The sequence below is a fragment of the Azospirillum sp. 11R-A genome (genome assembly GCF_049472615.1).
Classification (GTDB): Bacteria; Pseudomonadota; Alphaproteobacteria; order Azospirillales; family Azospirillaceae; genus Azospirillum; species Azospirillum palustre.
Map to the genome: position 1 here is coordinate 42,378 of NZ_JBCEBL010000030.1, position 23,566 is coordinate 65,943.

25 protein-coding genes are annotated in these 23,566 nt (G+C 66.6%); 14 read left to right on the forward strand and 11 right to left on the reverse strand.

Annotation, left to right across the window (positions count from 1 at the left end):
* The first annotated feature begins 151 nt into the window (after positions 1-151).
* The 3 genes from VH569_RS29035 (at position 152) to VH569_RS29045 (ending at position 2,325) form a co-directional block, all read left to right on the forward strand.
* A complete protein-coding gene (locus tag VH569_RS29035) occupies positions 152-475 on the forward strand; it encodes a hypothetical protein (RefSeq protein ID WP_423320002.1) in 324 nt (107 codons plus the stop codon).
* Positions 476-616: 141 nt separating this feature from the next.
* Positions 617-1,564: a protein-methionine-sulfoxide reductase catalytic subunit MsrP gene (gene msrP / locus VH569_RS29040; RefSeq protein ID WP_423320004.1), complete on the forward strand. Its 948-nt coding sequence runs from the start codon at positions 617-619 to the stop codon at positions 1,562-1,564.
* Positions 1,565-1,566: 2 nt separating this feature from the next.
* The gene (locus tag VH569_RS29045; protein ID WP_423320006.1) at positions 1,567-2,325 is read left to right on the forward strand and encodes a sulfite oxidase heme-binding subunit YedZ; all 759 of its coding nucleotides are present in this window, start codon (positions 1,567-1,569) and stop codon (positions 2,323-2,325) included.
* Here VH569_RS29045 and VH569_RS29050 read toward each other — a convergent pair.
* Both VH569_RS29050 and VH569_RS29055 read right to left on the reverse strand, forming a co-directional pair.
* Positions 2,237-2,914 (reverse strand): dienelactone hydrolase family protein, encoded by a 678-nt coding sequence (locus tag VH569_RS29050; RefSeq protein ID WP_423320008.1) that lies wholly within the window; start codon positions 2,912-2,914, stop codon positions 2,237-2,239. The genes VH569_RS29045 and VH569_RS29050 overlap by 89 nt on opposite strands.
* A 190-nt stretch (positions 2,915-3,104) precedes the next feature.
* Entirely contained in the window at positions 3,105-5,108 is a 2,004-nt protein-coding gene (locus VH569_RS29055; RefSeq protein ID WP_423320011.1) for a methyl-accepting chemotaxis protein, read from the reverse strand.
* A 398-nt stretch (positions 5,109-5,506) separates the two neighbouring features.
* Between VH569_RS29055 and VH569_RS29060 the strand changes: the two genes are divergently transcribed.
* The 6 genes from VH569_RS29060 (at position 5,507) to VH569_RS29085 (ending at position 11,933) form a co-directional block, all read left to right on the forward strand.
* Positions 5,507-6,280, forward strand: a complete 774-nt coding sequence (locus VH569_RS29060; RefSeq protein ID WP_423320013.1) for an amino acid ABC transporter substrate-binding protein — start codon at positions 5,507-5,509, stop codon at positions 6,278-6,280.
* A 128-nt stretch (positions 6,281-6,408) separates the two neighbouring features.
* Positions 6,409-7,068, forward strand: coding sequence for an amino acid ABC transporter permease (locus VH569_RS29065; protein ID WP_395453293.1), 660 nt, complete (start codon positions 6,409-6,411; stop codon positions 7,066-7,068).
* Positions 7,065-7,832: an amino acid ABC transporter ATP-binding protein gene (locus VH569_RS29070; RefSeq protein WP_109048706.1), complete on the forward strand. Its 768-nt coding sequence runs from the start codon at positions 7,065-7,067 to the stop codon at positions 7,830-7,832. The genes VH569_RS29065 and VH569_RS29070 overlap by 4 nt, the downstream gene beginning before the upstream one ends.
* A 346-nt stretch (positions 7,833-8,178) precedes the next feature.
* Complete coding sequence (locus VH569_RS29075; RefSeq protein WP_423320014.1) at positions 8,179-10,041, forward strand: right-handed parallel beta-helix repeat-containing protein; 1,863 nt, start codon at positions 8,179-8,181, stop codon at positions 10,039-10,041.
* A 186-nt stretch (positions 10,042-10,227) separates the two neighbouring features.
* Positions 10,228-10,647, forward strand: a complete 420-nt coding sequence (locus VH569_RS29080; RefSeq protein WP_423320016.1) for a CopG family transcriptional regulator — start codon at positions 10,228-10,230, stop codon at positions 10,645-10,647.
* 56 nt (positions 10,648-10,703) lie between these two features.
* Positions 10,704-11,933, forward strand: coding sequence for an alpha/beta hydrolase family esterase (locus VH569_RS29085; RefSeq protein WP_423320018.1), 1,230 nt, complete (start codon positions 10,704-10,706; stop codon positions 11,931-11,933).
* Positions 11,934-11,985: 52 nt separating this feature from the next.
* Here VH569_RS29085 and VH569_RS29090 read toward each other — a convergent pair whose 3' ends face one another.
* The 7 genes from VH569_RS29090 to VH569_RS29120 form a co-directional block, all read right to left on the reverse strand.
* On the reverse strand, positions 11,986-12,729 hold the full coding sequence (locus VH569_RS29090; protein WP_423320020.1) for a TlyA family RNA methyltransferase: 744 nt from the start codon (positions 12,727-12,729) through the stop codon (positions 11,986-11,988).
* Between the two features lie 95 nt (positions 12,730-12,824).
* Positions 12,825-13,856 (reverse strand): sensor histidine kinase, encoded by a 1,032-nt coding sequence (locus tag VH569_RS29095; protein ID WP_423320022.1) that lies wholly within the window; start codon positions 13,854-13,856, stop codon positions 12,825-12,827.
* 185 nt (positions 13,857-14,041) lie between these two features.
* A complete protein-coding gene (gene dxs / locus VH569_RS29100) occupies positions 14,042-15,955 on the reverse strand; it encodes a 1-deoxy-D-xylulose-5-phosphate synthase (RefSeq protein ID WP_423320024.1) in 1,914 nt (637 codons plus the stop codon).
* Positions 15,956-15,980: 25 nt separating this feature from the next.
* A complete protein-coding gene (locus VH569_RS29105; RefSeq protein ID WP_423320026.1) occupies positions 15,981-16,883 on the reverse strand; it encodes a polyprenyl synthetase family protein in 903 nt (300 codons plus the stop codon).
* A gap of 1 nt (position 16,884) precedes the next feature.
* Complete coding sequence (locus tag VH569_RS29110; RefSeq protein ID WP_376962580.1) at positions 16,885-17,163, reverse strand: exodeoxyribonuclease VII small subunit; 279 nt, start codon at positions 17,161-17,163, stop codon at positions 16,885-16,887.
* 174 nt (positions 17,164-17,337) lie between these two features.
* Positions 17,338-18,267 (reverse strand): histone deacetylase family protein, encoded by a 930-nt coding sequence (locus tag VH569_RS29115; protein WP_085086121.1) that lies wholly within the window; start codon positions 18,265-18,267, stop codon positions 17,338-17,340.
* 205 nt (positions 18,268-18,472) lie between these two features.
* Positions 18,473-18,700 (reverse strand): sulfurtransferase TusA family protein, encoded by a 228-nt coding sequence (locus VH569_RS29120; protein WP_109048710.1) that lies wholly within the window; start codon positions 18,698-18,700, stop codon positions 18,473-18,475.
* A 336-nt stretch (positions 18,701-19,036) separates the two neighbouring features.
* Between VH569_RS29120 and VH569_RS29125 the strand changes: the two genes are divergently transcribed.
* Positions 19,037-19,426 (forward strand): ArsR/SmtB family transcription factor, encoded by a 390-nt coding sequence (locus VH569_RS29125; RefSeq protein ID WP_423320030.1) that lies wholly within the window; start codon positions 19,037-19,039, stop codon positions 19,424-19,426.
* Between the two features lie 58 nt (positions 19,427-19,484).
* Here VH569_RS29125 and VH569_RS29130 read toward each other — a convergent pair whose 3' ends face one another.
* Positions 19,485-19,862 (reverse strand): DUF423 domain-containing protein, encoded by a 378-nt coding sequence (locus VH569_RS29130; protein ID WP_109048712.1) that lies wholly within the window; start codon positions 19,860-19,862, stop codon positions 19,485-19,487.
* A 110-nt stretch (positions 19,863-19,972) separates the two neighbouring features.
* Here VH569_RS29130 and VH569_RS29135 point away from each other — a divergent pair, with 110 nt between their 5' ends.
* The gene (locus VH569_RS29135; RefSeq protein WP_423320032.1) at positions 19,973-20,725 is read left to right on the forward strand and encodes a glycosyltransferase family 2 protein; all 753 of its coding nucleotides are present in this window, start codon (positions 19,973-19,975) and stop codon (positions 20,723-20,725) included.
* Here VH569_RS29135 and VH569_RS29140 read toward each other — a convergent pair.
* Positions 20,716-20,943 (reverse strand): hypothetical protein, encoded by a 228-nt coding sequence (locus VH569_RS29140; protein WP_109048714.1) that lies wholly within the window; start codon positions 20,941-20,943, stop codon positions 20,716-20,718. The genes VH569_RS29135 and VH569_RS29140 overlap by 10 nt on opposite strands.
* Positions 20,944-21,127: 184 nt before the next feature.
* Between VH569_RS29140 and VH569_RS29145 the strand changes: the two genes are divergently transcribed.
* The 3 genes from VH569_RS29145 (at position 21,128) to VH569_RS29155 (ending at position 23,425) form a co-directional block, all read left to right on the forward strand.
* Positions 21,128-21,493 carry a hypothetical protein gene (locus VH569_RS29145; RefSeq protein WP_395452982.1) on the forward strand — a complete coding sequence of 122 codons (366 nt, stop codon included), beginning with the start codon at positions 21,128-21,130 and terminating at the stop codon, positions 21,491-21,493.
* Between the two features lie 122 nt (positions 21,494-21,615).
* Positions 21,616-22,083 carry a hypothetical protein gene (locus tag VH569_RS29150; RefSeq protein WP_423320035.1) on the forward strand — a complete coding sequence of 156 codons (468 nt, stop codon included), beginning with the start codon at positions 21,616-21,618 and terminating at the stop codon, positions 22,081-22,083.
* Between the two features lie 154 nt (positions 22,084-22,237).
* A complete protein-coding gene (locus tag VH569_RS29155; protein ID WP_423320037.1) occupies positions 22,238-23,425 on the forward strand; it encodes a phosphoserine transaminase in 1,188 nt (395 codons plus the stop codon).
* Positions 23,426-23,566 lie beyond the last annotated feature (141 nt).

Genomic DNA, 23,566 nt, shown 5'->3' on the forward strand with positions numbered 1-23,566 from the left:
CTTGGCCTTTCGTAGGCACTCCGCCTTCCGGCATAAGAACTATGCCTATAACTTAGGGTGAAGTGAGCATTTTCTTGAGCTTAGCCGGCCTTGTCACCGGCTCAACTCAGCTGACGTCCATTATGCGAAGCTCGGGCTTCGGAACGATTCGATGGCGTACATCGTTATGGATCCAGCCATGACGGGACATTTCGGCGCCGGCCGCCTTCCGCAGGGCAAGACGACCAGACACATCACAGCCTGGAGCTTGGCGATGACTCTTTGGACATTTTCCATGCAGGCTTCGATGTGCTGCATGCTCTCTTGGATGCGCGCCTGCCAGCAGGGAGCTGCCCTTGCCCATTCCTTTACCGGAATGCCGCTCCTGCCCCCGCCACGTCCGCTGGCCGATGTGCTGCCCTTTCCCACACGGCGCATGGCACGTGGCGGCGGTTTCGGCGGTCCGGCCGTGGTGATCCCGCTCGGCCGGCGCTGATCGCCCCAAGCTGATCGCGCAACGCGCGGATCCGTTCACGCAGCAGATCCGTTCACGCAATTGTGTAGACCCTGTGATTTGCCGACGGCCGGCCGCAGCCCTATGGTTAGTGGCAGGAATGGTCCGTTCGGGAGAGGGTCGATGCTGTTCAAGTTTCCCACCGCGTCGCAGGCACGCGAAGACGAGGTGACGCCGCGGGAGCTGTTCCTGTCGCGCCGCAGCCTGATCGCCGGTGGCGCCGCCGCCATGGCGCTGGGCAGCCTGCCGGTATGGAGCGGCAGCGCACTGGCAGGCCCCTTCCAGGCGGCGGCCACGATCAAGCCGGCCGATCCGAAATTCGATCCGACGACGCCGATGAAGTCGGCCACCACCTACAACAACTTCTATGAGTTCGGCACCGGCAAGAGCGATCCGGCCGAGAATGCCGGCACGCTGAAGACCCGCCCCTGGGAAATCGCCATCGGCGGGGAGGTCGGCAAGCCGATGACCATCGGCATCGAGGATCTGCTGAAGGTCCCGATGGAGGAACGCGTCTACCGCCTGCGCTGCGTCGAAGGCTGGTCGATGGTGATTCCCTGGGTCGGCTTCCCGCTGGCGGAGCTGCTGAAGCGGGTGGAACCGACCGGCAACGCAAAATACGTCGCCTTCCAGACCCTGAACGACCCGAAACAGATGCCGGGCCTGCGCTCCTGGGTGTTGGACTGGCCCTATACCGAAGGGCTGCGCCTGGACGAGGCGATGCATCCCCTGACCATGCTGGCGGTCGGCATGTATGGCGAGGTGCTGCCCAACCAGAACGGCGCCCCGATCCGGCTGGTGGTGCCGTGGAAATACGGTTTCAAGTCGATCAAATCGATCGTCAAGATCTCGCTGGTGAAGGACCAGCCGGCGACCGCCTGGAACAAGTCGCAGCCGCGTGAGTACGGCTTCTATTCCAACGTCAATCCGGATGTCGACCATCCGCGCTGGAGCCAGGCGACCGAGCGGCGGGTCGGCGAGTTCTCGCGCCGCAAGACCTTGCCCTTCAACGGCTATGGCGAAGAGGTCGCGTCGCTCTATGCCGGCATGGACCTGAAGGCGAATTACTGACCATGACCGCCCCCCTCGCCTCCGCCGGCGGCGTCGATGTGCGCGCCGCCGCGAACGCCGCCCTTACGTCACGCTGGGCCAAGCCCGTCGTCTTCACCCTCGCCCTGGTTCCGCTGGTCTGGACCGTCTGGCTCGCCTACACCGGCGAACTGGGGGCGGAGCCGGTGTTGGAAAGCGTCAAGGCCAGCGGGCTGTGGGCCTTGCGTTTCCTGCTGATCGCGCTGGCGCTGACACCGTTGCGCATGCTGACGGGGGTGGCCGGGCTGGCGCGGTTCCGGCGGATGCTGGGGCTGTTCGCCTTCTTCTATGCAGCCGTCCATTTGTCCACCTACGTCGGGTTGGACCAGTTCTTCGACTGGCCGGCGATCTGGAAGGAGATCGTCAAGCGGCCCTACATCACGGTCGGCATGGGGGCCTTCCTGATCCTGACGGCGCTGGCCGCCACCTCCACCGACGGCATGGTGAAGCGGTTGGGCGGCAAGCGCTGGCGTGCGCTGCACAAGGCCGTCTTCGTCGCCGGGCTGGCCGGCTGCCTGCACTTCATCATGCTGGTGAAGGGCTGGCAGACGGCGCCGCTCGTCTATGCGCTGATCTGTATCGGGCTGCTGGCCTTCCGCTGCTGGCCGATCCGGCTCGGGCAGCGGAAGGACAGGACGCGCAGAGAGGCTTCGGTCAGAACACGGCCCGCAGCAACCCCACGGTCCGGCGAAGCGCCAGCACCGCACTTTCCGGATGGAAGCTCCCCCGTTCGTCGCAGTTGAAGCCGTGGCCGGCCGGATAGACATGCACCGGCACCCACGGATAGCGGGACTTCACCCCCTCGGCGACCGACAGCGGGATGGCGTGGTCCTGCTCGCCGAAATGCAGCAGGGTCGGAACCCGCGGGGCGCTGTCCAGCGACTTGCCGATCTCGCCGCCGTAATAGCCGATGGCGGCGCGCACCGGCAGCAGCGCCGCCGACGCCCAGGCGATGCTGCCGCCCCAGCAATAGCCGACGATGGCCGCGGCCCCGTCACCGCCGAGATGGGCCAGCGCCGCAGCGATGTCCTGCAAGGCGTCGGCGGTCGCCACCGCCCCCTTGAGCGCGATGCCCCGCTGAATGCCGGCATCGTCATAAGGCAGCTCGACCCCGCGCTCGGCCCGGTCGAACAGGTCGGGCGCCACGGTGGTGAAGCCCTGCTGGGCGAAGCCGTCGCAGACGCTGCGGATGTGATGGTTGATGCCGAAGATTTCCGGAGCCACGATCAGGCGCCCGATCTCCTCGCCCTTGGCCGGCGCGCGATAGGCGCGCATCCGGTGGCCGTCCGCCGCCGTGAGTTCGATCCAGCCGGCAGCCGTTGCGTCACTCATGTCCTGACCCCTCTTCCTTGCGGGACCGCTCCCGGATCGTCCGGGCGGTCATTGCGGATGATCATAGGGGGCTGAGACTTTGGGGCAACTGGCGACAGGGCAGCGCACTGACTCCTTCGGCATATCCCCCTTCCCTTCGCGGCGGGGAATCGCTCCGTCACCCTATGAAGCACGTCCGCCGAAACGGACCTCAGGCCGCGCGGATGCCAGCCAGGAAGGTCTCGATCTCCCGCCGCAGATCCGCCGCCTGGCGGGTCAGGCCGGTCGAGGCGTCGAGCACCTGCGATGCCGCCTGCCCGGTCTGTGCGGCGGCCTCATGCACCTGGGCGATGTTGCCGCTGACCTCGCCGGTGCCCTGGGCCGCCTGCTGGACGTTGCGGGAAATCTCCGCCGTGGTGGCGCTCTGCTCCTCGATGGCGGCGGCAATGGTCGCAGCGATCTCGTTCATTGCGCCGATGGTTCCGCCAATCTCCTCGATGGCGCTGACCGTCCCCCGGGTGGCGTTCTGGACGCTGTCGATCTGGGCGGAGATGTCCTCCGTCGCCTTGGCCGTCTGGTTGGCCAATTGCTTCACTTCGCTGGCGACGACGGCGAAGCCCTTGCCGGCCTCTCCGGCGCGGGCCGCCTCGATGGTGGCGTTCAGCGCCAGCAGGTTGGTCTGGCTGGCGATGGACTGGATCAGCTTCACCACCTCGCCGATGCGCGCGACCTCTCCGGCCAGATTGCGGACGGATCCGGTGGTGTCCTGCGCCTCCCGCACCGCACGGGCGGCAACACTGTTGGAGCGGGAGACCTGCTCGCCAATCTCGCGGATCGACGCCGTCATCTCCTCGGTCGCGGAGGCAACCGTCTGCACGTTCACCGAAGTCTGCTCCGCCGCCGCGGTGGAGGCAGAGGCCTGCCGGCTGGTCTCCTCCGCCAGCGCCGCCATCGACCCGGCGGTGTCGCTCAACTGGGTGGAGGCGCCGGAGACGCTGCTGAGGATGGCCGACACGGTGCGGTCGAAGCCCTGCACCATCCGCTCGACCACGGCGGTGCGCTTCTCACGGGCAGCGCGCTGGGCTTCCTGGTCGGCTTCCAGCCGCACGCGCTCCATGGCGCTTTCCTTCAGCACCTGGATGGCCCGCGCCATGGCGCCGATCTCGTCCGGCTGCTTGGAATAGGCAATGTCGACGCCAAGGTCGCCGTCGGCCAGCCGAACCACGGTGGAGGTCAGCGATCCCAGCCGCCGCGTCACCTGCACCGACAGCATGATCAGCACGATGCCGAAGGTGATGCACACCGCGGCCAGAACCAGGCCGGCCAGGATCAGCTGTGTCCAGGCCTCGGCGATGCTTTCCTCGTTCAGCTGATGGGCCACGGCCAGGGCCCCATCGCGCATCATCAGGACATTGTTCAGCATCGGCGTCACCCAGGGACGCCAGTCGGCCAGCGCGACCGGCGGCAGCGCGCCCTTCCGCGCCGCGTCGATCACGCTTTGGAAGCGCTGCTCGCCCTCCGTCATCATGGTGGAGCGCACATGGTCCAGCGCCTTGGTCAATTCCGGCGGATTGCCGAGATTCAGCACCGCCTGCTGCATCATCTGCCACAGGACGGCGACCTTGCCCGTCATCTCCGTCGCGGCCTGCAAGCGGTCCGGCCCGAACGCCATGCCGGCGACGAACAGCCCGAGCGACGCGGAGCGGGTGCCGCCGATGTCGCGCATGTCCTGCGCCAGACGCGCCAGATTGACATGCCCGAACAGGTCGGAACTGTTGACGATGGTGGATCGGTAGGTGTCGTCGATCGCCTTGCCGACGCTCTGGTTGGCCGCGGCGATGGCGTCCACGGTGCTGGCCGTAATGCTCGCCGGGCGGGCGGGTTTGGCCTGCTCCGCCGCCTGCCGGGCTGCCATCCGGGCGGCCTTCATCTGGCTGGCGGCGTTCAGGATGGGAGCGGCGGACAGGCCGGAGGCCTCGATCCGCACCCGGGCCTTTTCGATGGCGGCATCGGTGACCGCGACGGCGTCGTCCAGCGGCTTGGCGGTGGCGGCCTCCAGCGGCTTCTCGCTATCGAACGCCACCGCCCAGCGCCCACGCTCGCTCGCCAGCAAGGGGCCGATCTGCAAGGTCGCTTCGAAGGCATAGAGCGAGCGTTCGGTCCGGTGGTGCTGCTGCAAGGCACCGACCGCATCCCATGCGAGGACGGCAGCCATGCAGATCGGAAAGGCGGCAATCAGGATATTCGCGCACAGAATTTTCGTACGAATATTCATGCGTATTCCCCAAGGAGGCTGACACCGGATTCTGCTGTGTCCGGTAGCCATCGGGAGTCTAAATAAGTTTCGTCGCCCGGTCACTTAGGGGGCATCCGTATTCCGGTGTGACCGGTTCCGGGCCTGCACCGTTCGGCGCTTATTTCCCGCCGGGACCCGAATGCGGTACGCAGTATGTACAGTTGTTATGTGCTAAATATATATGATATTCCCTTGTTAGGGAATATTCATTCATGTAGCGTAACCCGAGCCGTCCAACGCCGGAACAAGCGTCGGCCGCAACGTGCCGAAGGCGGCGAACCAACCCAACCCATTCAAGAAACACCGGGCATCAACCGATGAAATGGCTGAAATCGCTTCTCGTCGCCGGCCTTATGCAGGTCGCCGCCGTCTCCGCTGCCCACGCTCAGGCCGACCTTGATCGCATCAAGGCCGACGGCGTGCTGAAGATCGGCACGGAGGGCACCTATGCCCCCTTCACCTACCACGACGCCTCGGGCGCGCTCGTCGGCTTCGATGTGGAGATCGGGCGCGAGATCGCCAAGCGCATCGGCGTGAAAGCCGAGTTTTTGGAAGGTAAGTGGGACGGGCTGATCGCCGGCCTGGACGCCCGCCGCTACGACGCCGTCATCAATCAGGTCGGCATCACCGAGGCACGTAAGGCCAAGTACGATTTCTCCGACCCCTACATCACCAGCCGCGCCGTGCTGATCGTGAAGGGCGACAACAGCGCGATCAAAGGCTTCGCCGACCTGAAGGGCAAGAAGTCGGCCCAGTCGCTGACCAGCAACTTCGGCAAGCTGGCCGAGGCGTCCGGTGCGCAGCTGGTCGGCACCGACGGCTTCGACCAGTCGATCCAGCTGGTGCTGAACGGCCGGGCCGATGCGACGGTCAACGACAGCCTGTCCTTCCTGGATTTCAAGAAGCACAAGCCCGACGCCAACGTGAAGATCGCCGCGACCCAGGACAATGCCGACCAGTCCGGCATCATCGTCCGCAAGGGCGAGGCCAAGCTGGTCTCCGCCATCAACGAGGCGCTGACCGCCATGAAGGCCGACGGCACCTATGCGACAATTTCGCAGAAGTATTTCGGCGCCGACGTTTCCAAATGACGTTTTCAGACTAGTTTCCCGTCTCACGTCAACGCCCGCCACAATGCCCCCAGCCCCATCCGGGCCGGGGGCATTGTCGTTCCATCTTCACGAGAGGCACCTTCCCCGTGCTGCACTGGCTTACCCTGATGGCGGACTCGCTTCCGTCGCTGCTGTGGGCGGCGCTGGTCTTCACCGTTCCGCTGACGTTGGCCTCCTTCGCGCTCGGCCTGGTCGTCGGGCTGGTGGCGGCGGTGGTCCGGCTGTTCGGGCCGGCTCCGCTGGCCGCCATCGTCCGCTTCTATGTCTGGATCATCCGCGGCACGCCGCTGCTGGTGCAGCTGTTCCTGATCTTCTACGGCCTGCCCAGCGCCGGCATCGTGCTGGACGCCTTTCCGGCGGCGCTGATCGGCTTCACGCTGAATGTCGGTGCCTACACCTCGGAGATCATCCGCGCCGTCATCGGCTCGGTGCCGAAGGGCCAGTGGGAGGCCGCCTATTCCATCGGCATGAGCTGGTCGCAGGCGATGCGCCGCACCATCCTGCCGCAGGCCGCCCGCGTCGCCGTGCCGCCGCTGTCCAACAGCTTCATCTCGCTGGTGAAGGACACCTCGCTCGCCGCCGCCATCACCGTGCCGGAGCTGTTCCAGGCCGCCCAGCGCATCGTCGCCACCAGCTACGAACCGCTGATCCTCTATGTGGAGGCGGCGCTGATCTATCTCGCGCTCAGTTCCGTCCTGTCGGCGTTGCAGGTCCGGCTGGAACGGCGGCTCAACCAGTATGGCGGTTTCCTGGAGGCCAAGTCGTGATCCGGCTGTCGAACATCGAAAAGCGCTTCGGCGACCTCACCGTGCTGAAGGGCGTGTCGGTCACCGTGGCCGAAGGCCGCGTCACCGCCCTGATCGGTCCGTCCGGCGGTGGCAAGAGCACGCTGCTCCGCTGCATCAACCTGCTGGAAATCCCGACCTCCGGCACCGTGCGCATCGGCGAGGAGGAGCTGTCCTTCCAGCCCGGCGGCAAGCCCGGATGGAAGGACATCCAGCGGCTGCGAGGCCAGACCGGCATGGTGTTCCAGAATTTCCAGCTCTTTCCCCACCGCACCGCGGTCGAGAATGTGATGGAAGGGCTGGTGACCGTGCAGAAATGGCCGGCGGAGAAGGCGCGCGACCGCGCCATGGCCCTGCTGCGCAAGGTCGGCATGGACCACAAGGCCGATGCCTGGCCGGCGACCCTGTCGGGTGGGCAGCAGCAGCGTGTCGCCATCGCCCGCGCGCTTGCTCCGTCGCCGCGCGTCCTGCTGTGCGACGAGCCCACATCGGCCCTCGATCCCGAACTGTCGGGCGAAGTGGTGGAGGTGCTCGGTACCTTGGCGGCCGAGGGCACCACCATGGTGATGGCGACCCACGATCTGCGTCTCGCATCGCGCATTGCGCATGAGGTGGTGTTTCTCGACGCCGGACAGGTGGTGGAATCCGGACCGTCGCAAACGCTGTTCACCCATCCGACCCGTGAACGCACCCAGCGCTTCATCGCCACCTTGACCCAGCAGGGACAGCAGGGGGAAGGCGTTTAAGGGGCGTCACCGGGGGGCCAGAGGAACCGGCGGCAAGCAGCATTCGACAGAAGAAAGTTGCTCCTCCGGCCTCCCATGGATGATCGTTGCAAGCACCCCGACAGGAAGCCGTCATTCGAGGCACATCATTTCTCGGAAAAATGACGGAATTCACCGTCGGCGGTGGTGCCACATACTGAATGAAGACGGGTTTATGCGTATTATACCAAAAGATACTTTATCTTTGGTCGCAGGATTATAACGGATTCTACCCCTTATTCGTCCAATCCATGAAAAATGCCTCACTATTGCCCCAGCCGACTTGACCATCTTGGCGCCGCATCAAAACCGCTAAGGATACGGACCAATGGCCACGACCTCCGGGAACTCGACCATCACGGTGAGCGCGAAGGGCACCCTCGACGCGCATTTCAACCTGCTGGTCGACGGCAAGAAGATCGGTGAGGGCACCACGGATGCCACGGCCAAGGATTTCGTCTTCAAGACGGACATCGTCGAGGGCCAGGGCCACAAGGTGCAGGTCCAGTACGACAATGATGGCATCTTTCACGGGACCGACCGCAACCTGATCGTCAACGAGATCACGATCAACGGCAAGTCGGTCCTGCCGACCTCCGACCATGTTACCTATGACAAGGGTGCCCTGGACGGCCACGACGTCGCCGACGGTCAGGCCGGCATGTGGTGGAACGGTACGCTGGTCGTCGATGCCGACAAGAGCTATTTCCCCACCTCCAGCGTGACGCCCCCCACCATCCCGCCGGTCAGCGAAGTGCCGACGACCGAACCGACGCCGTCCACACCGGCGCCGACCGTCCCGAAGCCGACCGATCCGGGATTCTATGTCGCCACCAACGGCAACGACAGCTGGTCGGGCAAGCTGGCCGCCCCGAACGCCGACGGGACCGACGGCCCCTTCGCCTCGCTGCAGAAGGCGCAAGCTGCCATGCGCGCCGACCCCAACATCGACACCACCTACATCCGCGGCGGCGACTATCACCAGAACGGGATGTGGCTGGACGGCCAGGACAGCGGCGTGCATTTCGTCGGCTACGGCAGCGAAAAGGCAGTGATCCACGGCGGCTCCAACGCCACGGTGTCCTTCGGCCTCGGCGGCGCCAAGAACGTCACCATCGAGGGGCTCAACTTCGCCGACGGCGTCGTCGGCGGCCACTATGTCTACGCCGACAATGCGTCCGGCCTGACCTTCGCCAACAATGCGGTCAAGGGTGGCGGCTACGGCATCACGGTGCAGAACAGCGCCGACAGCAAGGTCATCGGCAACCAGTTCGACAGTACCGGTGCGGAGGCCATCTTCGTCAAGGCCGGCTCCAACGCCACGGTCGTCTCCGACAACCATATCACCCACCCGAACGCTGCCGACCGCGGCGATGCCGGTATCTGGATCAACGGCAGCTCCGACGTGCAGGTCACTCACAATCTCGTCGAGGATTCGCCGGAGAAGGCCATCGCCGTCGGCTCGGTCCAGACGGACGGCAGCGATGCCACCCATCGCGTCACCATCGCCAACAACAAAGTGGTCGACGCCAATCTGGAGTCCAACGACGGCGGCGGCATCTATCTGATCAACCGCCAGCAGGATCTGACCGACCACACCGTGGTCAACAACGAGGTGACCGGCACCACCGCGACCAACCCGTCGGGCGATGTCGCCAGCTGGGGCATCTATCTGGACGACTGGACCAGCGGCGCCACGGTGAAGGGCAACATCGTCCACGGCAACATCGGCGGTGTGTTCCTGCACGGCGGCTGGGACAACAAGGTCACCGAAAACGTGATCGCCGACAACAGCGGCGCCCAGATCGGCCTTCAGCAGCCGGTCGCCTGGAGCGGCTGGCAGGGCCATCAGATGAGCGGCAACGACATCTCCGGCAACGTCGTCGATGTCCGTGACGGCACGGCCGTCCATATCTACGGCCCGGCCAATGTCGGCAACATCCACAACAACTTCTACAGCAACCTCGACGCCTCCAAGGACATGTTCGACGTCTGGCCGCAGGTGATGTCGGGCGGCGGCAAGGGCGATCTGGCGGAATGGAAGGCCGCCGGCTACGACAACGGTTCGGTGCAACTGGACCCGAGCTTCGTCAATCCAGGGGCGCACGATTTCAGCCTGGCATCGGACTCCGCGGTGTATGGACTGGGCTTCGACCACATCCCCACCCATGACATCGGGCTGCTCGGCTGATCGCAGCCGGTCGCATCCGGGCATAACGATCCGATCAAGCGCGGTCCTTCAGGACCGCGCTTTTTTCTTGCCGCCTTTGTGGCTGACACCAGGGAGTAGTCTGCCGAATTGCCGGGCAAGCTCTTGAATCGGTCACAAGCGCCATCTACATACCATCCACACAGATGGTGAATGGATGGCAAAGCGATGGCCGAGACTGAACAGAGCTTGAGACCGAAAACCGGCGACAGCGAGAAGATCACGATCAATCTCGGCTATGTCGACCTTGGCCACATCGACCTGCTGGTCGAGGAAGGGTTCTATTCCAACCGCACCGACTTCATCCGCACCGCCATCCGCAATCAGGTCGACCGGCACGCCGATGTCGTCCGGCAGACGGTGGCACGCAAAAGCGTCGATCTCGGCCTGCGCCACTTCACCCGGGCGGATCTCGAGGCGGCTCAAGCAGCGGGGCAGATGCTGGATATCCGTGTCCTCGGCCTCGCCACCATCGCCCAGGACGTGACCCCCGAACTGGCCCGCTCCGCCATCGCTTCGCTGAGCGTGCTGGGCGCGCTGCATGCGCCGTCCGCGGTCAAGGCGGCCCTCGCCGACCGCATCCGCTGAAAGTCTTTCGGCGCGGGCCACCGCCTGCGCCCGATGCGAACCAGGAAAGTATGGACATGCGCCACACCACCCCACCCGGCATGCTTCCCGGCATGGCCGAAGCCGCCCGCCTGACACGGGCCGGTAAGCTCGGCGAGGCGACGACCCTCCTCCAGCGCTTGCTGCGGGGGGACGGCAAGGGCGAGCCGGCACCGGACACAATCGCACTTGGGGCCACCCTAGAGGGGGAGTTCGTAAGGCTCGACCCCACGCCTTCGGCAAAGGACGCCGGCCCGCAGCCCGCCAACGACAGTGGGAGGCAGAGGTCCGGAGCCAAGCCGCGCACAGGACTGGGCGAGACCCTGCGCGGCCTCGCCGCACGGTTCACCCCGACCGGTCTTCATGGCGGCGCCCCGCGACCGGCGCCCGACCCACTGCCGGACGGAGCGTCCTTCACCACGCTTTCATACAGCGGGCCGGCCGGAACACGGGCCTACAAGCTCTATGTGCCAGCCGCGGCAGGCGACGGACCGCGCCCGCTGGTGGTGATGCTGCACGGTTGCACCCAGTCGCCCGACGATTTCGCCGCCGGAACCCGGATGAACGCCTTTGCCGAGCGGCACGGCATCCTCGTCGCCTATCCCGAGCAGCCGGTTTCGGCCAACGCACAGCGCTGCTGGAACTGGTTCAAGCCGGAAGACCAGCGGCGCGACCAGGGCGAACCGTCGCTGATTGCCGGCATCACGCGACAGATCATGCGCAACCATCGGGTCGATCCGGAACGAGTCTACATTGCCGGGCTATCGGCCGGTGGTGCAGCCGCGGCGACCATGGCAGCGGCCTATCCGGATCTCTACGCCGCGGTTGGCGTGCATTCCGGCCTGCCGGCCGGCGCCGCGCAGGACCTGCCGTCCGCCCTCGCCGCGATGCGACAGGGTGGCAACCGAAGCCCGCGGGCGGAGATTCGGGGCAACCGCAGGGTGCCCACCATCGTCTTTCACGGTGACCGCGACCATGTCGTCCATCCCAGCAACGGCGACGGCGTTATCACACAGGCCACCACCGGCTCCAATCTGCGGTCGGAGGTGCAGCAGGGTCAAAGCCCGGGCGGCCACGCCTACGACCGCAACATCCTCCGCGATCCCGATGGGCGGACCCAGTGCGAGCACTGGACGATCCATGGCGCCGGGCACGCCTGGGCCGGCGGCAGCCCATCCGGCTCCTACACCGATCCGCAAGGTCCGGACGCGACGGCGGAAATGCTGCGCTTCTTCCTGGAGCATCGGCTGGAGACCTCCCCGAGCTGAACGGGGCCGCGACCGAAAGCCCCGCCGACGCGACAAGGCTTGGCGAGAGGACTCAGCCCCGGTCCTTCACCGCGCCGATCAGGAACTCCTTATTCCCTTCCGGCCCGGTGATCGGACTTTCGGTGATGTCCAGCACCCGCCAGCCCGGCAGCGCGTCCAGCCAACCGCGGATGCGGTCGCAAACCTCCTGGTGCAGTTCGGGTTCGCGCACGACGCCGCCCTTGCCGACACGGCCCTTGCCGACCTCGAACTGCGGCTTGATCAGCGCGACCAGCCGGCCGCCCGGCACCACCAGATCGAGCACAGCCGGCAGCACGATCTCCAGCCCGATGAAGCTGGCGTCGCACACCACGAGGTCGATGGGATCCGGGATTTCGGTTGCAGTCAGGTGGCGGGCGTTGGTCTTTTCCAGAACCGCCACGCGCGGGTCGGTGCGCAGTTTCCAGGCCAACTGGCCGTGGCCGACATCGACGGCATAGACCTTGGCGGCCCCACGGGTCAGCAGCACATCGGTGAAGCCGCCGGTGGAGGCGCCGACATCCACCGCGGTCAGGCCGGTGGGGTCGATGGCGAAGACATCCAGCCCTTTGACCAGCTTCAACCCACCGCGCGACACCCAGGGATGGTCCTGCCCCTTGACCGCAAGCGGAGCCTCCGCCGCGATCTGGTCGCCGGCCTTGTCGATGCGCCTGGTGTCGGAATAGACCAGCCCGGCCAGGATCAGCGCCTGCGCCTTGGCACGGCTTTCCGCCAGCCCGCGCTCCACCAGCGCCACATCAACCCTTACCCGTGCCATGCCGCCGCCCTTCGCAATCCCGCAATGGCGCATTCCTGACGCGGAACGGCCGGAAGGGCAAGCCCCGCTTCCTGGGAGCAAACGTCAGGCAAGGATCAGGCGGGCGGGAACTCCACCACCACACGGGTGCCGTAGGGGCTGCTGTCCGCCGTCAGTTTGCCGCGCAGCTGGCCGACAAAGGCACGCACCACCTTCAGCCCCAGCGTGGTCGCGCGGGACAGGTCGAGGCCGGGCGGCAGGCCGGCACCGCGGTCGACCACCTCCAGCCGGACGCTGCCCCCGTCGCCGCGGCCAAGCCGCACATCGATGGCCCCGGGCGTGCCGGAGGGAAAGGCATGGCGCGCCGCGTTGCTGACAAGCTCGCTGACGATCAGGCTGAAGGGAATGACCGCCTCGGTCGGCATTTCGGTGGCGTCGGCGGTGACATGGATGCGGTGGGCGCCGGGCAGCGTCGCCTCAAGCTCCTGGCACAGCTCGCTAAGATGGACCGCCATGTCGATGGTGCCGGCGCGCAGGGAGCCGTGGGTGCGCTGATGGGCCTGGGTGACGATGCCGACGCGGCCGCCGGCGCTCTGCAAGGCCCGCCGCACCTCCGGATCCTTGCTCGACAAGGTCTGAAGGGTCAGCAGGCTGGAGACCAACTGCAAGGTGTTCTTCAGGCGGTGGCTGACGTCGCGCAGGCGGCGGTCATGCTCGGCCACCGACTCCGGCGTTTCCTCCGCTGTGACGATCAGGGCGCGGACGACGCCGTTGACGCCCAGCATCGGGGTGACGCGGACATCCCAGAAGCGTTCCCCGTCGGTCGAGCGGTCGCCGGCGGCGCGGTTGCGCTGGGGCTGTCCGGTCCGCCGCGCCTCGGCGAGCAGCGAGGCTGCCAGGGCCGGGAAGCGCTCCGTCAGGCCGGCCCCCGCAACAACGCCCAGCGCCCGGAACGCGGCGTTGGCGAAGGCACAGCGATCGGTATCCCCCTCCACCAGAGCCGTGGGCGTCGGCGTCTGGTCCAGCAGACAGCGCAGCATCGCAGGATCGTCGATGCCGGCACCGCCGGCCGCAACATCGGTGCCGACCACCCGTCCCGCTCCCGGATCGGTGCCGAACTCCGCGTTGCGGAATGCCGTGACCGCCATGATATGCGCCATCGCCCCTGACCCCGTAGCCGTCCTGCCGCTGGCTCCTCCCTCCGGTGTCGGCGGGCTACCATTTCAGCTTCGACATTGTAAGGCGTGGCTCGCGCTCCGCACCAGTCCAACAACCCGAAACCTTGCTAGACAAATGGCATTACGACGTTCGGAAGGCGTAATGCCAGTGAGGGTCAGGCTCGGGCGGCGGCGCTCTCGATCCCCAACGCCTGGAGCGCGGTGTGGACGATGTGCTGGGCGCTCAGGCCGGCCGTCTCATACTGCTTGACCGGCGAGTCGTGGTCGAGATAGGTGTCCGGCAGAACCATCGGCCGGATTTTCAACCCGCCGTCAAGCAGCCCGGCCGTCGCCAGGAATTGCAGCACGAAGCTGCCGAAGCCGCCGACCGATCCTTCCTCGATGGTGATCAGCACCTCATGCTCCAGGGCAAGGCGGCGGACCAGATCCTCGTCCAGCGGCTTGGCGAAGCGGGCATCGGCCAGCGTCGTCGAAAGACCGCGCGCCGCCAGTTCCGCCGCCGCGCGCCGGGCCTCGCCCAGCCGGGTGCCGTAGCTGAGGATGGCGATCTTGGTGCCTTCCTGAAGAATGCGGCCCTTGCCGATGGGCAGGACGCTGCCGCGGTCGGGCAGTTCCAGCCCCACACCCTCGCCGCGCGGATAGCGCAGGGCCGAGGCGCGGTCGTCGATGGCGGCCTGGGTCGCCACCATGTGCATCAGTTCCAGCTCGTCCGCCGCCGCCATCAGGACGATGTCGGGCAGGCAGCCGAGATAGGCGGTGTCGAACGACCCGGCATGGGTCGCCCCGTCGGCGCCCACCAGACCGGCGCGGTCCAGCGCGAAGCGCACCGGCAGATGCTGAAGCACCACGTCATGGATGACCTGGTCGTAGGCGCGCTGGAGGAAGGTGGAATAGATGGCGCAGAAGGGCTTGAACCCCTCCGTCGCCATGCCGGCGGCGAAGGTCACCGCATGCTGTTCGGCGATGCCGACGTCGAAGCAGCGGTCGGGGAAGCGTTCCCCGAACAGGTCCAGCCCGGTGCCCGATGGCATGGCGGCGGTGATGCCGACGATGGTTGGGTCGGCCGCCGCCTCGGCGATCAGGCTCTGGGCGAAGACGCGGGTGTAGGTCGGGGCGTTGGACTTCGGCTTGGACTGGGCGCCGGTCACCACGTCGAACTTGGCGACGGCGTGCAGCTTGTCGGCCGACTCCTCCGCCGGGCCGTAGCCCTTGCCCTTCTTGGTGACGACGTGGATCAGCACCGGCTTGTCGTCGTCGGCATCGCGGACGTTCTGAAGCACCGGCAGCAGATGGTCCAGATTGTGCCCGTCGATGGGGCCGATGTAGTAGAAGCCCAACTCTTCGAACAGGGTGCCGCCGGTGACCATGCCGCGGGCATATTCCTCCGCCCGGCGGGCGGCATTGCGCAGCGGGCGCGGCAGCTGGTCGGCGATCTCCTTCGCCAGATGGCGCAGGGACAGATAGGGTTTGGACGAGATCAGCCGCGACAGATAGGCGCTCATCGCACCGACCGGCGGGGCGATGGACATGTCGTTGTCGTTGAGGATGACGATCAGCCGCGACTTGGTCGAGGCGGCGTTGTTCATCGCCTCGTACGCCATGCCGGCGCTCATCGAGCCGTCGCCGATCACCGCGATGACGTTGCGCTGCTCGCCCTTGATCTTGCTGGCGACCGCCATGCCGAGGCCGGCGGAGATGGAGGTCGAGCTGTGGCCTGCACCGAACGGATCGTATTCGCTCTCCGACCGCTTGGTGAAGCCGCTCAGGCCGCCGCCCATGCGGAGCGTGCGGATGCGGTCGCGCCGCCCGGTCAGGATCTTGTGCGGATAGCACTGGTGCCCGACGTCCCAGATCAGCCGGTCGTAGGGCGTGTCGAAGACGTAATGAAGCGCCACCGTCAGCTCGACCACCCCCAGACCGGCGCCGAGATGACCGCCGGTCACCGAAACGGCATCCACCGTCTCGGTGCGCAACTCGTCTGCGAACTGGCGGAGCTGCTCGGGCTTGAGGGCCCGCAGCTTGGCTGGCGTCGGACAAAGGTCGAGCAGCGGGGTCTTGGTGGCGGTCACGTCGTGATAGTCCTCAAAGCTCTGGTCAGGCGCGGCGCGCGACGACGAAGTCGGCGACGGCCTTCAACATATCGGCACGCCCATCGAAAATGTCCAAGTGCTGCGAAGCCTGACTGGCAAGCATTTCCGCCTGGGCACGGGCACGGTCACGGCCGAGGATCGACACGAAGGTCGCCTTGCCCGCCTGGGCGTCGCGGCCGACGGTCTTGCCGGTCTCCTCCGCCGTGCCTTCCACGTCCAGCAGATCGTCGACGATCTGGAAGGCGAGGCCGAGATCGTGGGCATAGGCACGCAAGGCGGTGCGCTGCGGCGGGTTCGCCTTGCCCAGGATGCCGCCGGCCTCGCAGGAAAAGGCGATCATCTCGCCCGTCTTCATGCGTTGCAGCCGGGTGGTGGTGCCGAGGTCGAACGTCTCATGCTCCGCGATCAGGTCCAGCATCTGGCCGCCGACCATGCCGTGGCCGCCGGCCGCCTTGGCCAGCGCCGTCACGAGCTGGCAACGGATGTTGGGGTCCTCGTGCGTCGCCGGATCGGCCAGCACCTCGAAAGCGAGCGTCAGCAGGCCGTCGCCGGCCAGGATGGCGGTCGCCTCGTCGAACTGGCGGTGGCAGGTCGGTCGGCCGCGCCGCAGCTCGCCATCGTCCATCGCCGGCAGGTCGTCGTGGACCAGCGAATAGCTGTGGACCATCTCCACCGCCGCGGCGGCGCGGATGGCACAGTCCGGGTTCACCCCGAAGAGGGCGGAGGACTGCATCACCAGGAAGGGGCGCAGCCGCTTGCCGCCGTTCAGGCAGCCATAGCGCATGGCGTCGAACACACGCGCCTCGGCCAGGTCGGTGGTCGGCAGCAGGGCGCCGATCTTCATCTCGACGGCCTGGGCGATCTCCGCCATGGCGGACTTCAAATCGGATTGGGAAATGGTATGCACGTCAGTCGATCCGGGCGGGTTCGGTGCCGAGGGAGCCGTCGGCGCTTACGGTGATGCGGTCGATCTTGGCCTGCGCCTCGCGCAGTTTCATCTCGCAATGGCGCTTCAACGCCGTGCCCCGCTCGTAGGAAGAGATGGCATCGTCGAGCTTGCCGCGGCCTTCCTCAAGCTGGCGGACGATCCGCTCCAGTTCGGCGAGCGCATCCTCGAAACTGAGGGCGGCGATGTCGGGCGGAATGGGAACAGAAGCGGCGGAAGGGGGCATGTCGGGCAGAACCATCGATGGAACCTCAAGCCCGCGAAGGTATGCCCCGCCCTCGTCCGGCGCAAGGCCCGAGGCACTCCCGTACCCCGGCCCTTGCGGACTATGTTCGGCCGCTGGGCAGCCTATGCGTTCGGGCAGAACTACCCCTTTCGGGAGACAACGGCCGCCCTCCCGCGGAGAAGGCTCCGGTCAGCAGTACATCAGTTCCCGCACATGGGCCGCACTTGCCGACGCCAGGGCGCGAAGGTTGTAGCCGCCCTCCAGCACCGAGACGATCCGTGCGCCGCAATGGGTGCGAGCCAGTTCGCCCAGCTTGCGCGTGGCCCAGACGAAATCGTCGTCGATCAGGTGCAGGCCGGCCAGCGGATCGCGCGAATGGGCGTCGAACCCGGCCGAAATGATCAGCAGGTCCGGCTTGAAATGGTCGATGGCCGGCAGGATGACGTGCGTCATCGCGTGGCGGAACTCGGGCGACCCCGCCATGGCCGGCAGCGGCGCGTTGACGCAGTTGCCGTATTCGCCCTTCTCGCCGGCATCGCCGGTGCCGGGATAGAGCGGCGACTGGTGGGTCGAGCAATAGAGCATGTCGGGGTCGAACTGCAGGATGTCCTGCGTGCCGTTGCCGTGATGAACGTCGAAATCCATCACCGCCACGCGCTGCAAGCCATGGACGGCGCGGGCATGGAAGGCGCCGACGGCGGCGTTGTTGAACAGGCAGAAGCCCATCGCCTTTTCCCGTTCCGCATGGTGGCCGGGCGGGCGGACGGCGCAGAAGGCGTTGCGCGACTGGCCGGTCGCCACCGCATCGACCGCGGCGCAGACGGCCCCGGCCGCGCGCAGCGCCGCCTCCCCCGATCCGGGCGAGACGACCGTGTCGGCATCGACGCCCGCATGCTCCACATCGGGGATCAGGGACAGCACGCGGTCGATGTGCGACTGCGGATGCGCCCGCAGAAGCTGTTCAACCGTGGCGCGCGGCGCCTCCTGCCGTTCCAGCATGTGGAACTCCTCCGTCTCCAGTGCGGCGAGCACGGCGCGCAGGCGGTCGGAGCATTCGGGATGACCGAGACCCGTGTCGTGCTCCAGGCACGCCGGGTGGGTAAACAGGGTGGTGAACATCGATTTTTCGGTCGTTATCGTTGATTTTCGGGCGGCAAAGGCGGCGTTTCCGAAAACCATTCTTCCCGCATCCCTAATGAAAGTACAGGCTGAATCCAGGACGATTCGTCACAGCCCACTTTCGGGAGCGGAGGCAATCCGTGACACGGCACGATTGGGGTACGAACGGATGCGATGCCGGTGGCGCACCGGCCGGCGGTTCGGGTCAGGCCGCCCGCTCGATGACGAAACGCAGGACGCCCTCCTCCTCCACGACCGACAGCAGGCGGTTGCCTGTCGCCTCGCAGAAAGCGGGAAAATCCTTGCGGGCACCGGGATCGGTCGCCTCCACCGTCAGAGTATCGCCGATGGCGATGGCCTTGATCGCCTTGCGGGCGCGCAGGACGGGGAGCGGGCACTGCAAGCCCTTGGTATTCAACGGATGGTCGGTCATGGCGAAAATGCTACCCGACTCGCCATGCGCTGTCACGATGCATGGAGGGAGGGCTGCAACGCCCAATGCGGTTGATTATCGATCACAACCGGTGGCTGATACAGCCCCATCGGCTTTGCTTCGCGATGCGAGAAAAAGCCGGAGCACAGTGAGGATCGCGACGCTCAAGCCTACGGTGGCACCAAGCAGCGGCATGTTCCGCATGCTGGATTCCCACAGGTGGACAAATCCCGCGAGGTACGAATATACTAGGATACGAGCATTTTTCTTTGCCAAGCCGCGCAACGACGGCTCGGGCGTGAAACGAATCGGAACGGACAGGGCGACGGTAAAGCGATGAAGATCGAGGATTTGCAGGCCAACGCCCGCCGGGCGAGTGCGCTGTTGAAGGCAATGTGCAACGAGCGGCGCCTGCTCATCCTGTGCCATTTGAGCCAGGGCGAACGGTCGGTGGGCGAACTGGAGGATCTGGTCGGCCTCAGCCAGTCGGCGCTGTCCCAGCATCTGGCACGCCTGCGCAACGACAATCTGGTCCGCACGCGGCGCAGTGCCCAGAACATCTACTACTCGTTGAACGGACATGAGGCGCAGACCATCATGACCACGTTGCACGGCCTCTACTGCACGCAGGCCGCCGAGGATATCGCCGAAAGCTCGGATGAGGAGGAGCGCGACATCGACCAGACCACCGACCGTTCCGACCTGCGCGCCGCCGCAGCCGGCTGACCGCCCGAGACCGAACGGGCGCCGCCGATCGAGCGCCCTTGACTGTAAGCTGCGGACCTCAGCCGCGCGTCCGCAGCGCCGCGGCCGCCAATGCCACCCAGCCCAGCATGAGGCACCATCCACCGGCCGGGGCCGTCATCGGCACCGGCAGCGGCCCGACCGTCGCCAGCGCATAGAGCGTGCCGCAGAACAGCAGGATCCCGGCGACGAACAGCCAGCCGGCGATCCGCAGGGTTAGACCTCCTATCCGCCCACCCAGCGCCACCAGCAGGACGAGCGCCAGCGCATGGGCCATCTGGTACTGCCCGGCGATGCGGACCCATTCCTGGGCCTGCGGCTGGGCGGCCAGCGCGTGGCTGGCATAGGCGCCGGTGCCGACCGCCACGGCGCCATTCAGAGCGGCGAAGACGATCCAGATGCGGTCGATCAGTCCCAAGGGGCGTCCTTCCCGTTCTCACGCCCCCCGGGCCCATGTGCAGGGCCGGGGGGCGGTGCTATCCTGTCGCCTGTCTACACGCAGGCCCTGCGCCCGAGCAAGAAAGCACGATGTCCTCCCCTGCATCAGCCCCCCTGGTCAGCATTGTCACGCCCACTTGGCAGCGGGAAGAGTTTCTGCCCCGCCTGCATGCCTGCATCCGGGCGCAGACCCATGGGGAGATCGAGTGGCTGGTGTTCGACGACAGCCCACGTCCCTCGGCCTATCTGAAGCCATTGGCAAATCCGCGACTGAAGTATTTCTATTCTCCCCGCCGCTACGCCATCGGCGAGAAGCGCAACATCCTGGCCGAGCATGCCAAGGGATCGGTGATCGTCCATATGGACGACGACGATTTCTATGCGCCGGTCTATGTGGAGCGCATGCTGGGATGGCTGGAACAGGGATACGATCTCGTCAAGCTGTCGGGCTGGTTCCTCTACAGCGTGCCGCACCAACGCTTCGGTTATTGGGATACGGCACTCGGCGGATCGCATCATCGCTGGGGCAGGCAGACTTGCGGCTATGTCGAAGCGCCGGATGCCCCTTTCTTGCCCGACAATCTCGACGGGTATGGCTTCTCATACGCCTACCGCCGGCCGGTCTGGGAGATTGCGCGCTTTCCGGCGGTGAACGCCTGCGAGGACGCGCCGTTCGTGAAGGCTGCCCGCGAGCGCTTCCGCGTCGGCGTCTTTCCGGATGCGGAGGGGCTGTGCCTGCACACGCTGCATGCCCGCAGCACCAGCCTGTGCCTGCCACAATATGAGCTGCCGCCGCGGCTGATCAAGCGGCTGTTCGGCCCAGAAGCCGCCGCCTACACCTGAACGTCGAGGAACATGCCGCGGCGGTAGTTGCGCGGCAGGGTCAGCACGCCGTTGACCACCAGGGCGGCGAGTTCGCGCAGGGTCGGAACCCGCTGCCGCCCCTGCTGGACGGCGCCTTCCGCCCGGGCGCGCGCACCGGATGCGGGGACGCGCCCGCCACCTGAGTCGGGGCGGATCGGCTCGTTCGAACGGTCGCCGGTGCGTCGGGTCTCTACCATGCCCGATCATTTACCATAAATGCCCGGACCGGAAAAGAGGGGCGCGCGGTGACATTCGCAGCCCCCCTCATAACCAAAGCAATAGGACGAAATCTTTTGCGGCTGGGTGGAATGAAAGCGGGAGCGGCGACGTTCATCGGCTCATGAGGGGACAAGATACCCCCGACACCAGGAGGACGCCGGAATGACTGGCCGCATTGGTACTGGATTGAAAGCCGTGGTTCTGGGCGCTCTGGTCGCCGGATCGATGCTGGGTGCTTCCGTCAGCACCGCCGCAGCCCATGATGGCTGGCGTGACGGCTGGCGGGGCGATCGTGGCCGCGAATGGCGGGATGGCCCGCCGGACTGGCGCGGCGGCTGGGACCGCCCGCACCATCGCCACTGGCGGGAGCGCGGCGCCTATTACGCCCCGCCCCCGGTGATCTACGCGCCGCCCCCCGTGGTTTACGCGCCGCCCCCGCCGCCGCGGGTGATCTATGCCCCGCCGCCCGTCGTTTATGCGCCGCAGCCGATGGTTCCGGGCTTCGGCCTGAGCGTCAACATCCGCTGATCCACTGCTGACCGCATACCGGCACCAAAAAGGACGGCTTCCGGCGGAGCGCCCACCGCATTATGGTGCGCGCCGTTCGGTAAAGCCGCCCCGCCGGGGCGCAGCAGCCAGGGAGACGGCATTTGCGGGTTCTTAGTGTGTGCGCCGCGGTGGTGGGCAGCCTTTCGATTGCCTGCGGGATCGCGACCTCCGCCGGTGCGGCGGAGCCGCGCCTGATGGCGGCGCTGGGCAACACCGTGCTGACGATGACCGACATCGGGCCGAAGCACACCCAGGTGGCGGTGAACGACAAGCCGGTGTTTGACGATAAGGAGAGTGACCTGCTGTCCTTCGTCGGTGCCTATTCGATGAAGGATCGCTGGATCGCCCTGTTCCAGTCCGACACCGGCGCCAAGGACTGCCCGACCCGCTTCCGCATCCTGGAGGTCGGCGGCCCGCAGCCGACGGTCTCCTACCCCTTCGGGTCATGCAGCGACGCCGCCCAGGTCACCATCGACAACGACACCCTGACGGTTTCCATGCCCCAGCCGGGCGGCGGGGCCGATGCCGCCTGGACCTACCGCAACGGCAAGATCGGCCGCAGCAAGTAGGCGGCAACAGGCGCGGGCCCTGCGGCCAAGGCCATGCTGGGTCCCGTATCCCCTGCCACACCCTCGATTGACGACGACAGGCGCAGCTTTTAAGGTCCGGACCTCCGCACATTCCCGTTCCGGGACAGGAAGTTCGCCCCAGAAAGTTCGCCCAATGACTGCCAGCAGCGCCAACCGGCCCAGCCGCCGGCCCAACACTCCGCTCTTCTCCTCGGGTCCCTGCGCGAAGCGTCCGGGCTGGTCGCTCGACGCGCTGGACGGCGCGCTGCTCGGCCGCTCCCACCGCTCCAAGCCCGGCAAGGCCAAGCTGAAGGAGGTCATCGACCTCACCCGCGCGGTGCTGGGCATCCCCGGCGACTACCGCATCGGCATCGTCCCTGCCTCCGACACCGGTGCGGTGGAGATGGCGCTGTGGTCGATGCTGGGCGCCCGCGGCGTCGACATGCTGGCCTGGGAAAGCTTCGGCAAGGAATGGGTCACCGACGTCGCCAAGCAGCTGAAGCTGCCGGACGTCCGCAACCTGATCGCCCCCTATGGCGAACTGCCGGACCTGTCGACGGTCGATTTCAGCCGCGACGTCGTCTTCACCTGGAACGGCACCACCGCCGGCGTGCGGGTGGCCGACGCCGACTGGATCGCCGACGACCGTGAGGGGCTGACCATCTGCGACGCCACCTCGGCCGCCTTCGCCATGGCGCTGCCCTGGCACAAGATCGACGTCGCCACCTGGTCCTGGCAGAAGGTGCTGGGCGGCGAGGCGGCGCACGGCATGCTGGTGCTGAGCCCGCGCGCGGTGGAACGGCTGGAGAGCTTCCAGCCCGACCGGCCGCTGCCGAAGATTTTCCGCATGACCAAGAATGGCAAGCTGATCGAAGGCATCTTCGAAGGCGACACCATCAACACCCCGTCGATGCTCTGCGTCGAGGATGCCATCGACGGCCTGCGCTGGGCCCTGTCGCTTGGCGGCCTGACCCAGCTGATCCGCCGGTCGGAACAGAATCTGCGCATCGTCGCCGACTGGGTGGAGACCAGCAGCTGGGCCGGTTTCCTGGCGAAGGATCCGGCGAACCGCTCCTGCACGTCGATCTGCCTGCGCTTCACCGACCCGGAGGTCACCGCCCTGTCGGAGGAGGCCCAGGCCGCTTTCGCCAAAAGGCTGTCCGCCCTGCTGGAAAAGGAGGAGGCTGCCTTCGACGCCGGTTCCTACCGCGATGCGCCTCCCGGCCTGCGGCTGTGGGGCGGTGCCACGGTGGAGAATGAGGATATGGAGGCGGTGCTGCCCTGGCTCGACTGGGCTTTCGCCACTGTGAAGGCCGAGACATTCGGTCCCAAGCAGGGCTGACGCCGGAACGGTCGCAGGCAGGCCAAGCGCAAGCCGGACTGTCATCCACAGCATTTTCCGCAGCCGTCGAACGGCCCCGCCGTGGCACAACCACCACAGCGGGGCTTTTGGCGTGGGCTGGCGTTGTGCTTTGCAGCAAAG

Coding starts and splice junctions, on each gene's coding strand:
- VH569_RS29035 (WP_423320002.1), top strand. CDS start 152: ATGGCGTACATCGTTATGGATCCAGCCATGACGGGACATTTCGGCGCC.
- msrP (WP_423320004.1), top strand. CDS start 617: ATGCTGTTCAAGTTTCCCACCGCGTCGCAGGCACGCGAAGACGAGGTG.
- VH569_RS29045 (WP_423320006.1), top strand. CDS start 1,567: ATGACCGCCCCCCTCGCCTCCGCCGGCGGCGTCGATGTGCGCGCCGCC.
- VH569_RS29050 (WP_423320008.1), bottom strand. CDS start 2,914: ATGAGTGACGCAACGGCTGCCGGCTGGATCGAACTCACGGCGGCGGAC.
- VH569_RS29055 (WP_423320011.1), bottom strand. CDS start 5,108: ATGGCTGCCGTCCTCGCATGGGATGCGGTCGGTGCCTTGCAGCAGCAC.
- VH569_RS29060 (WP_423320013.1), top strand. CDS start 5,507: ATGAAATGGCTGAAATCGCTTCTCGTCGCCGGCCTTATGCAGGTCGCC.
- VH569_RS29065 (WP_395453293.1), top strand. CDS start 6,409: ATGGCGGACTCGCTTCCGTCGCTGCTGTGGGCGGCGCTGGTCTTCACC.
- VH569_RS29075 (WP_423320014.1), top strand. CDS start 8,179: ATGGCCACGACCTCCGGGAACTCGACCATCACGGTGAGCGCGAAGGGC.
- VH569_RS29080 (WP_423320016.1), top strand. CDS start 10,228: ATGGCCGAGACTGAACAGAGCTTGAGACCGAAAACCGGCGACAGCGAG.
- VH569_RS29085 (WP_423320018.1), top strand. CDS start 10,704: ATGCGCCACACCACCCCACCCGGCATGCTTCCCGGCATGGCCGAAGCC.
- VH569_RS29090 (WP_423320020.1), bottom strand. CDS start 12,729: ATGGCACGGGTAAGGGTTGATGTGGCGCTGGTGGAGCGCGGGCTGGCG.
- VH569_RS29095 (WP_423320022.1), bottom strand. CDS start 13,856: ATGGCGGTCACGGCATTCCGCAACGCGGAGTTCGGCACCGATCCGGGA.
- VH569_RS29110 (WP_376962580.1), bottom strand. CDS start 17,163: ATGGTTCTGCCCGACATGCCCCCTTCCGCCGCTTCTGTTCCCATTCCG.
- VH569_RS29115 (WP_085086121.1), bottom strand. CDS start 18,267: ATGTTCACCACCCTGTTTACCCACCCGGCGTGCCTGGAGCACGACACG.
- VH569_RS29120 (WP_109048710.1), bottom strand. CDS start 18,700: ATGACCGACCATCCGTTGAATACCAAGGGCTTGCAGTGCCCGCTCCCC.
- VH569_RS29125 (WP_423320030.1), top strand. CDS start 19,037: ATGAAGATCGAGGATTTGCAGGCCAACGCCCGCCGGGCGAGTGCGCTG.
- VH569_RS29135 (WP_423320032.1), top strand. CDS start 19,973: ATGTCCTCCCCTGCATCAGCCCCCCTGGTCAGCATTGTCACGCCCACT.
- VH569_RS29140 (WP_109048714.1), bottom strand. CDS start 20,943: ATGGTAGAGACCCGACGCACCGGCGACCGTTCGAACGAGCCGATCCGC.
- VH569_RS29145 (WP_395452982.1), top strand. CDS start 21,128: ATGACTGGCCGCATTGGTACTGGATTGAAAGCCGTGGTTCTGGGCGCT.
- VH569_RS29155 (WP_423320037.1), top strand. CDS start 22,238: ATGACTGCCAGCAGCGCCAACCGGCCCAGCCGCCGGCCCAACACTCCG.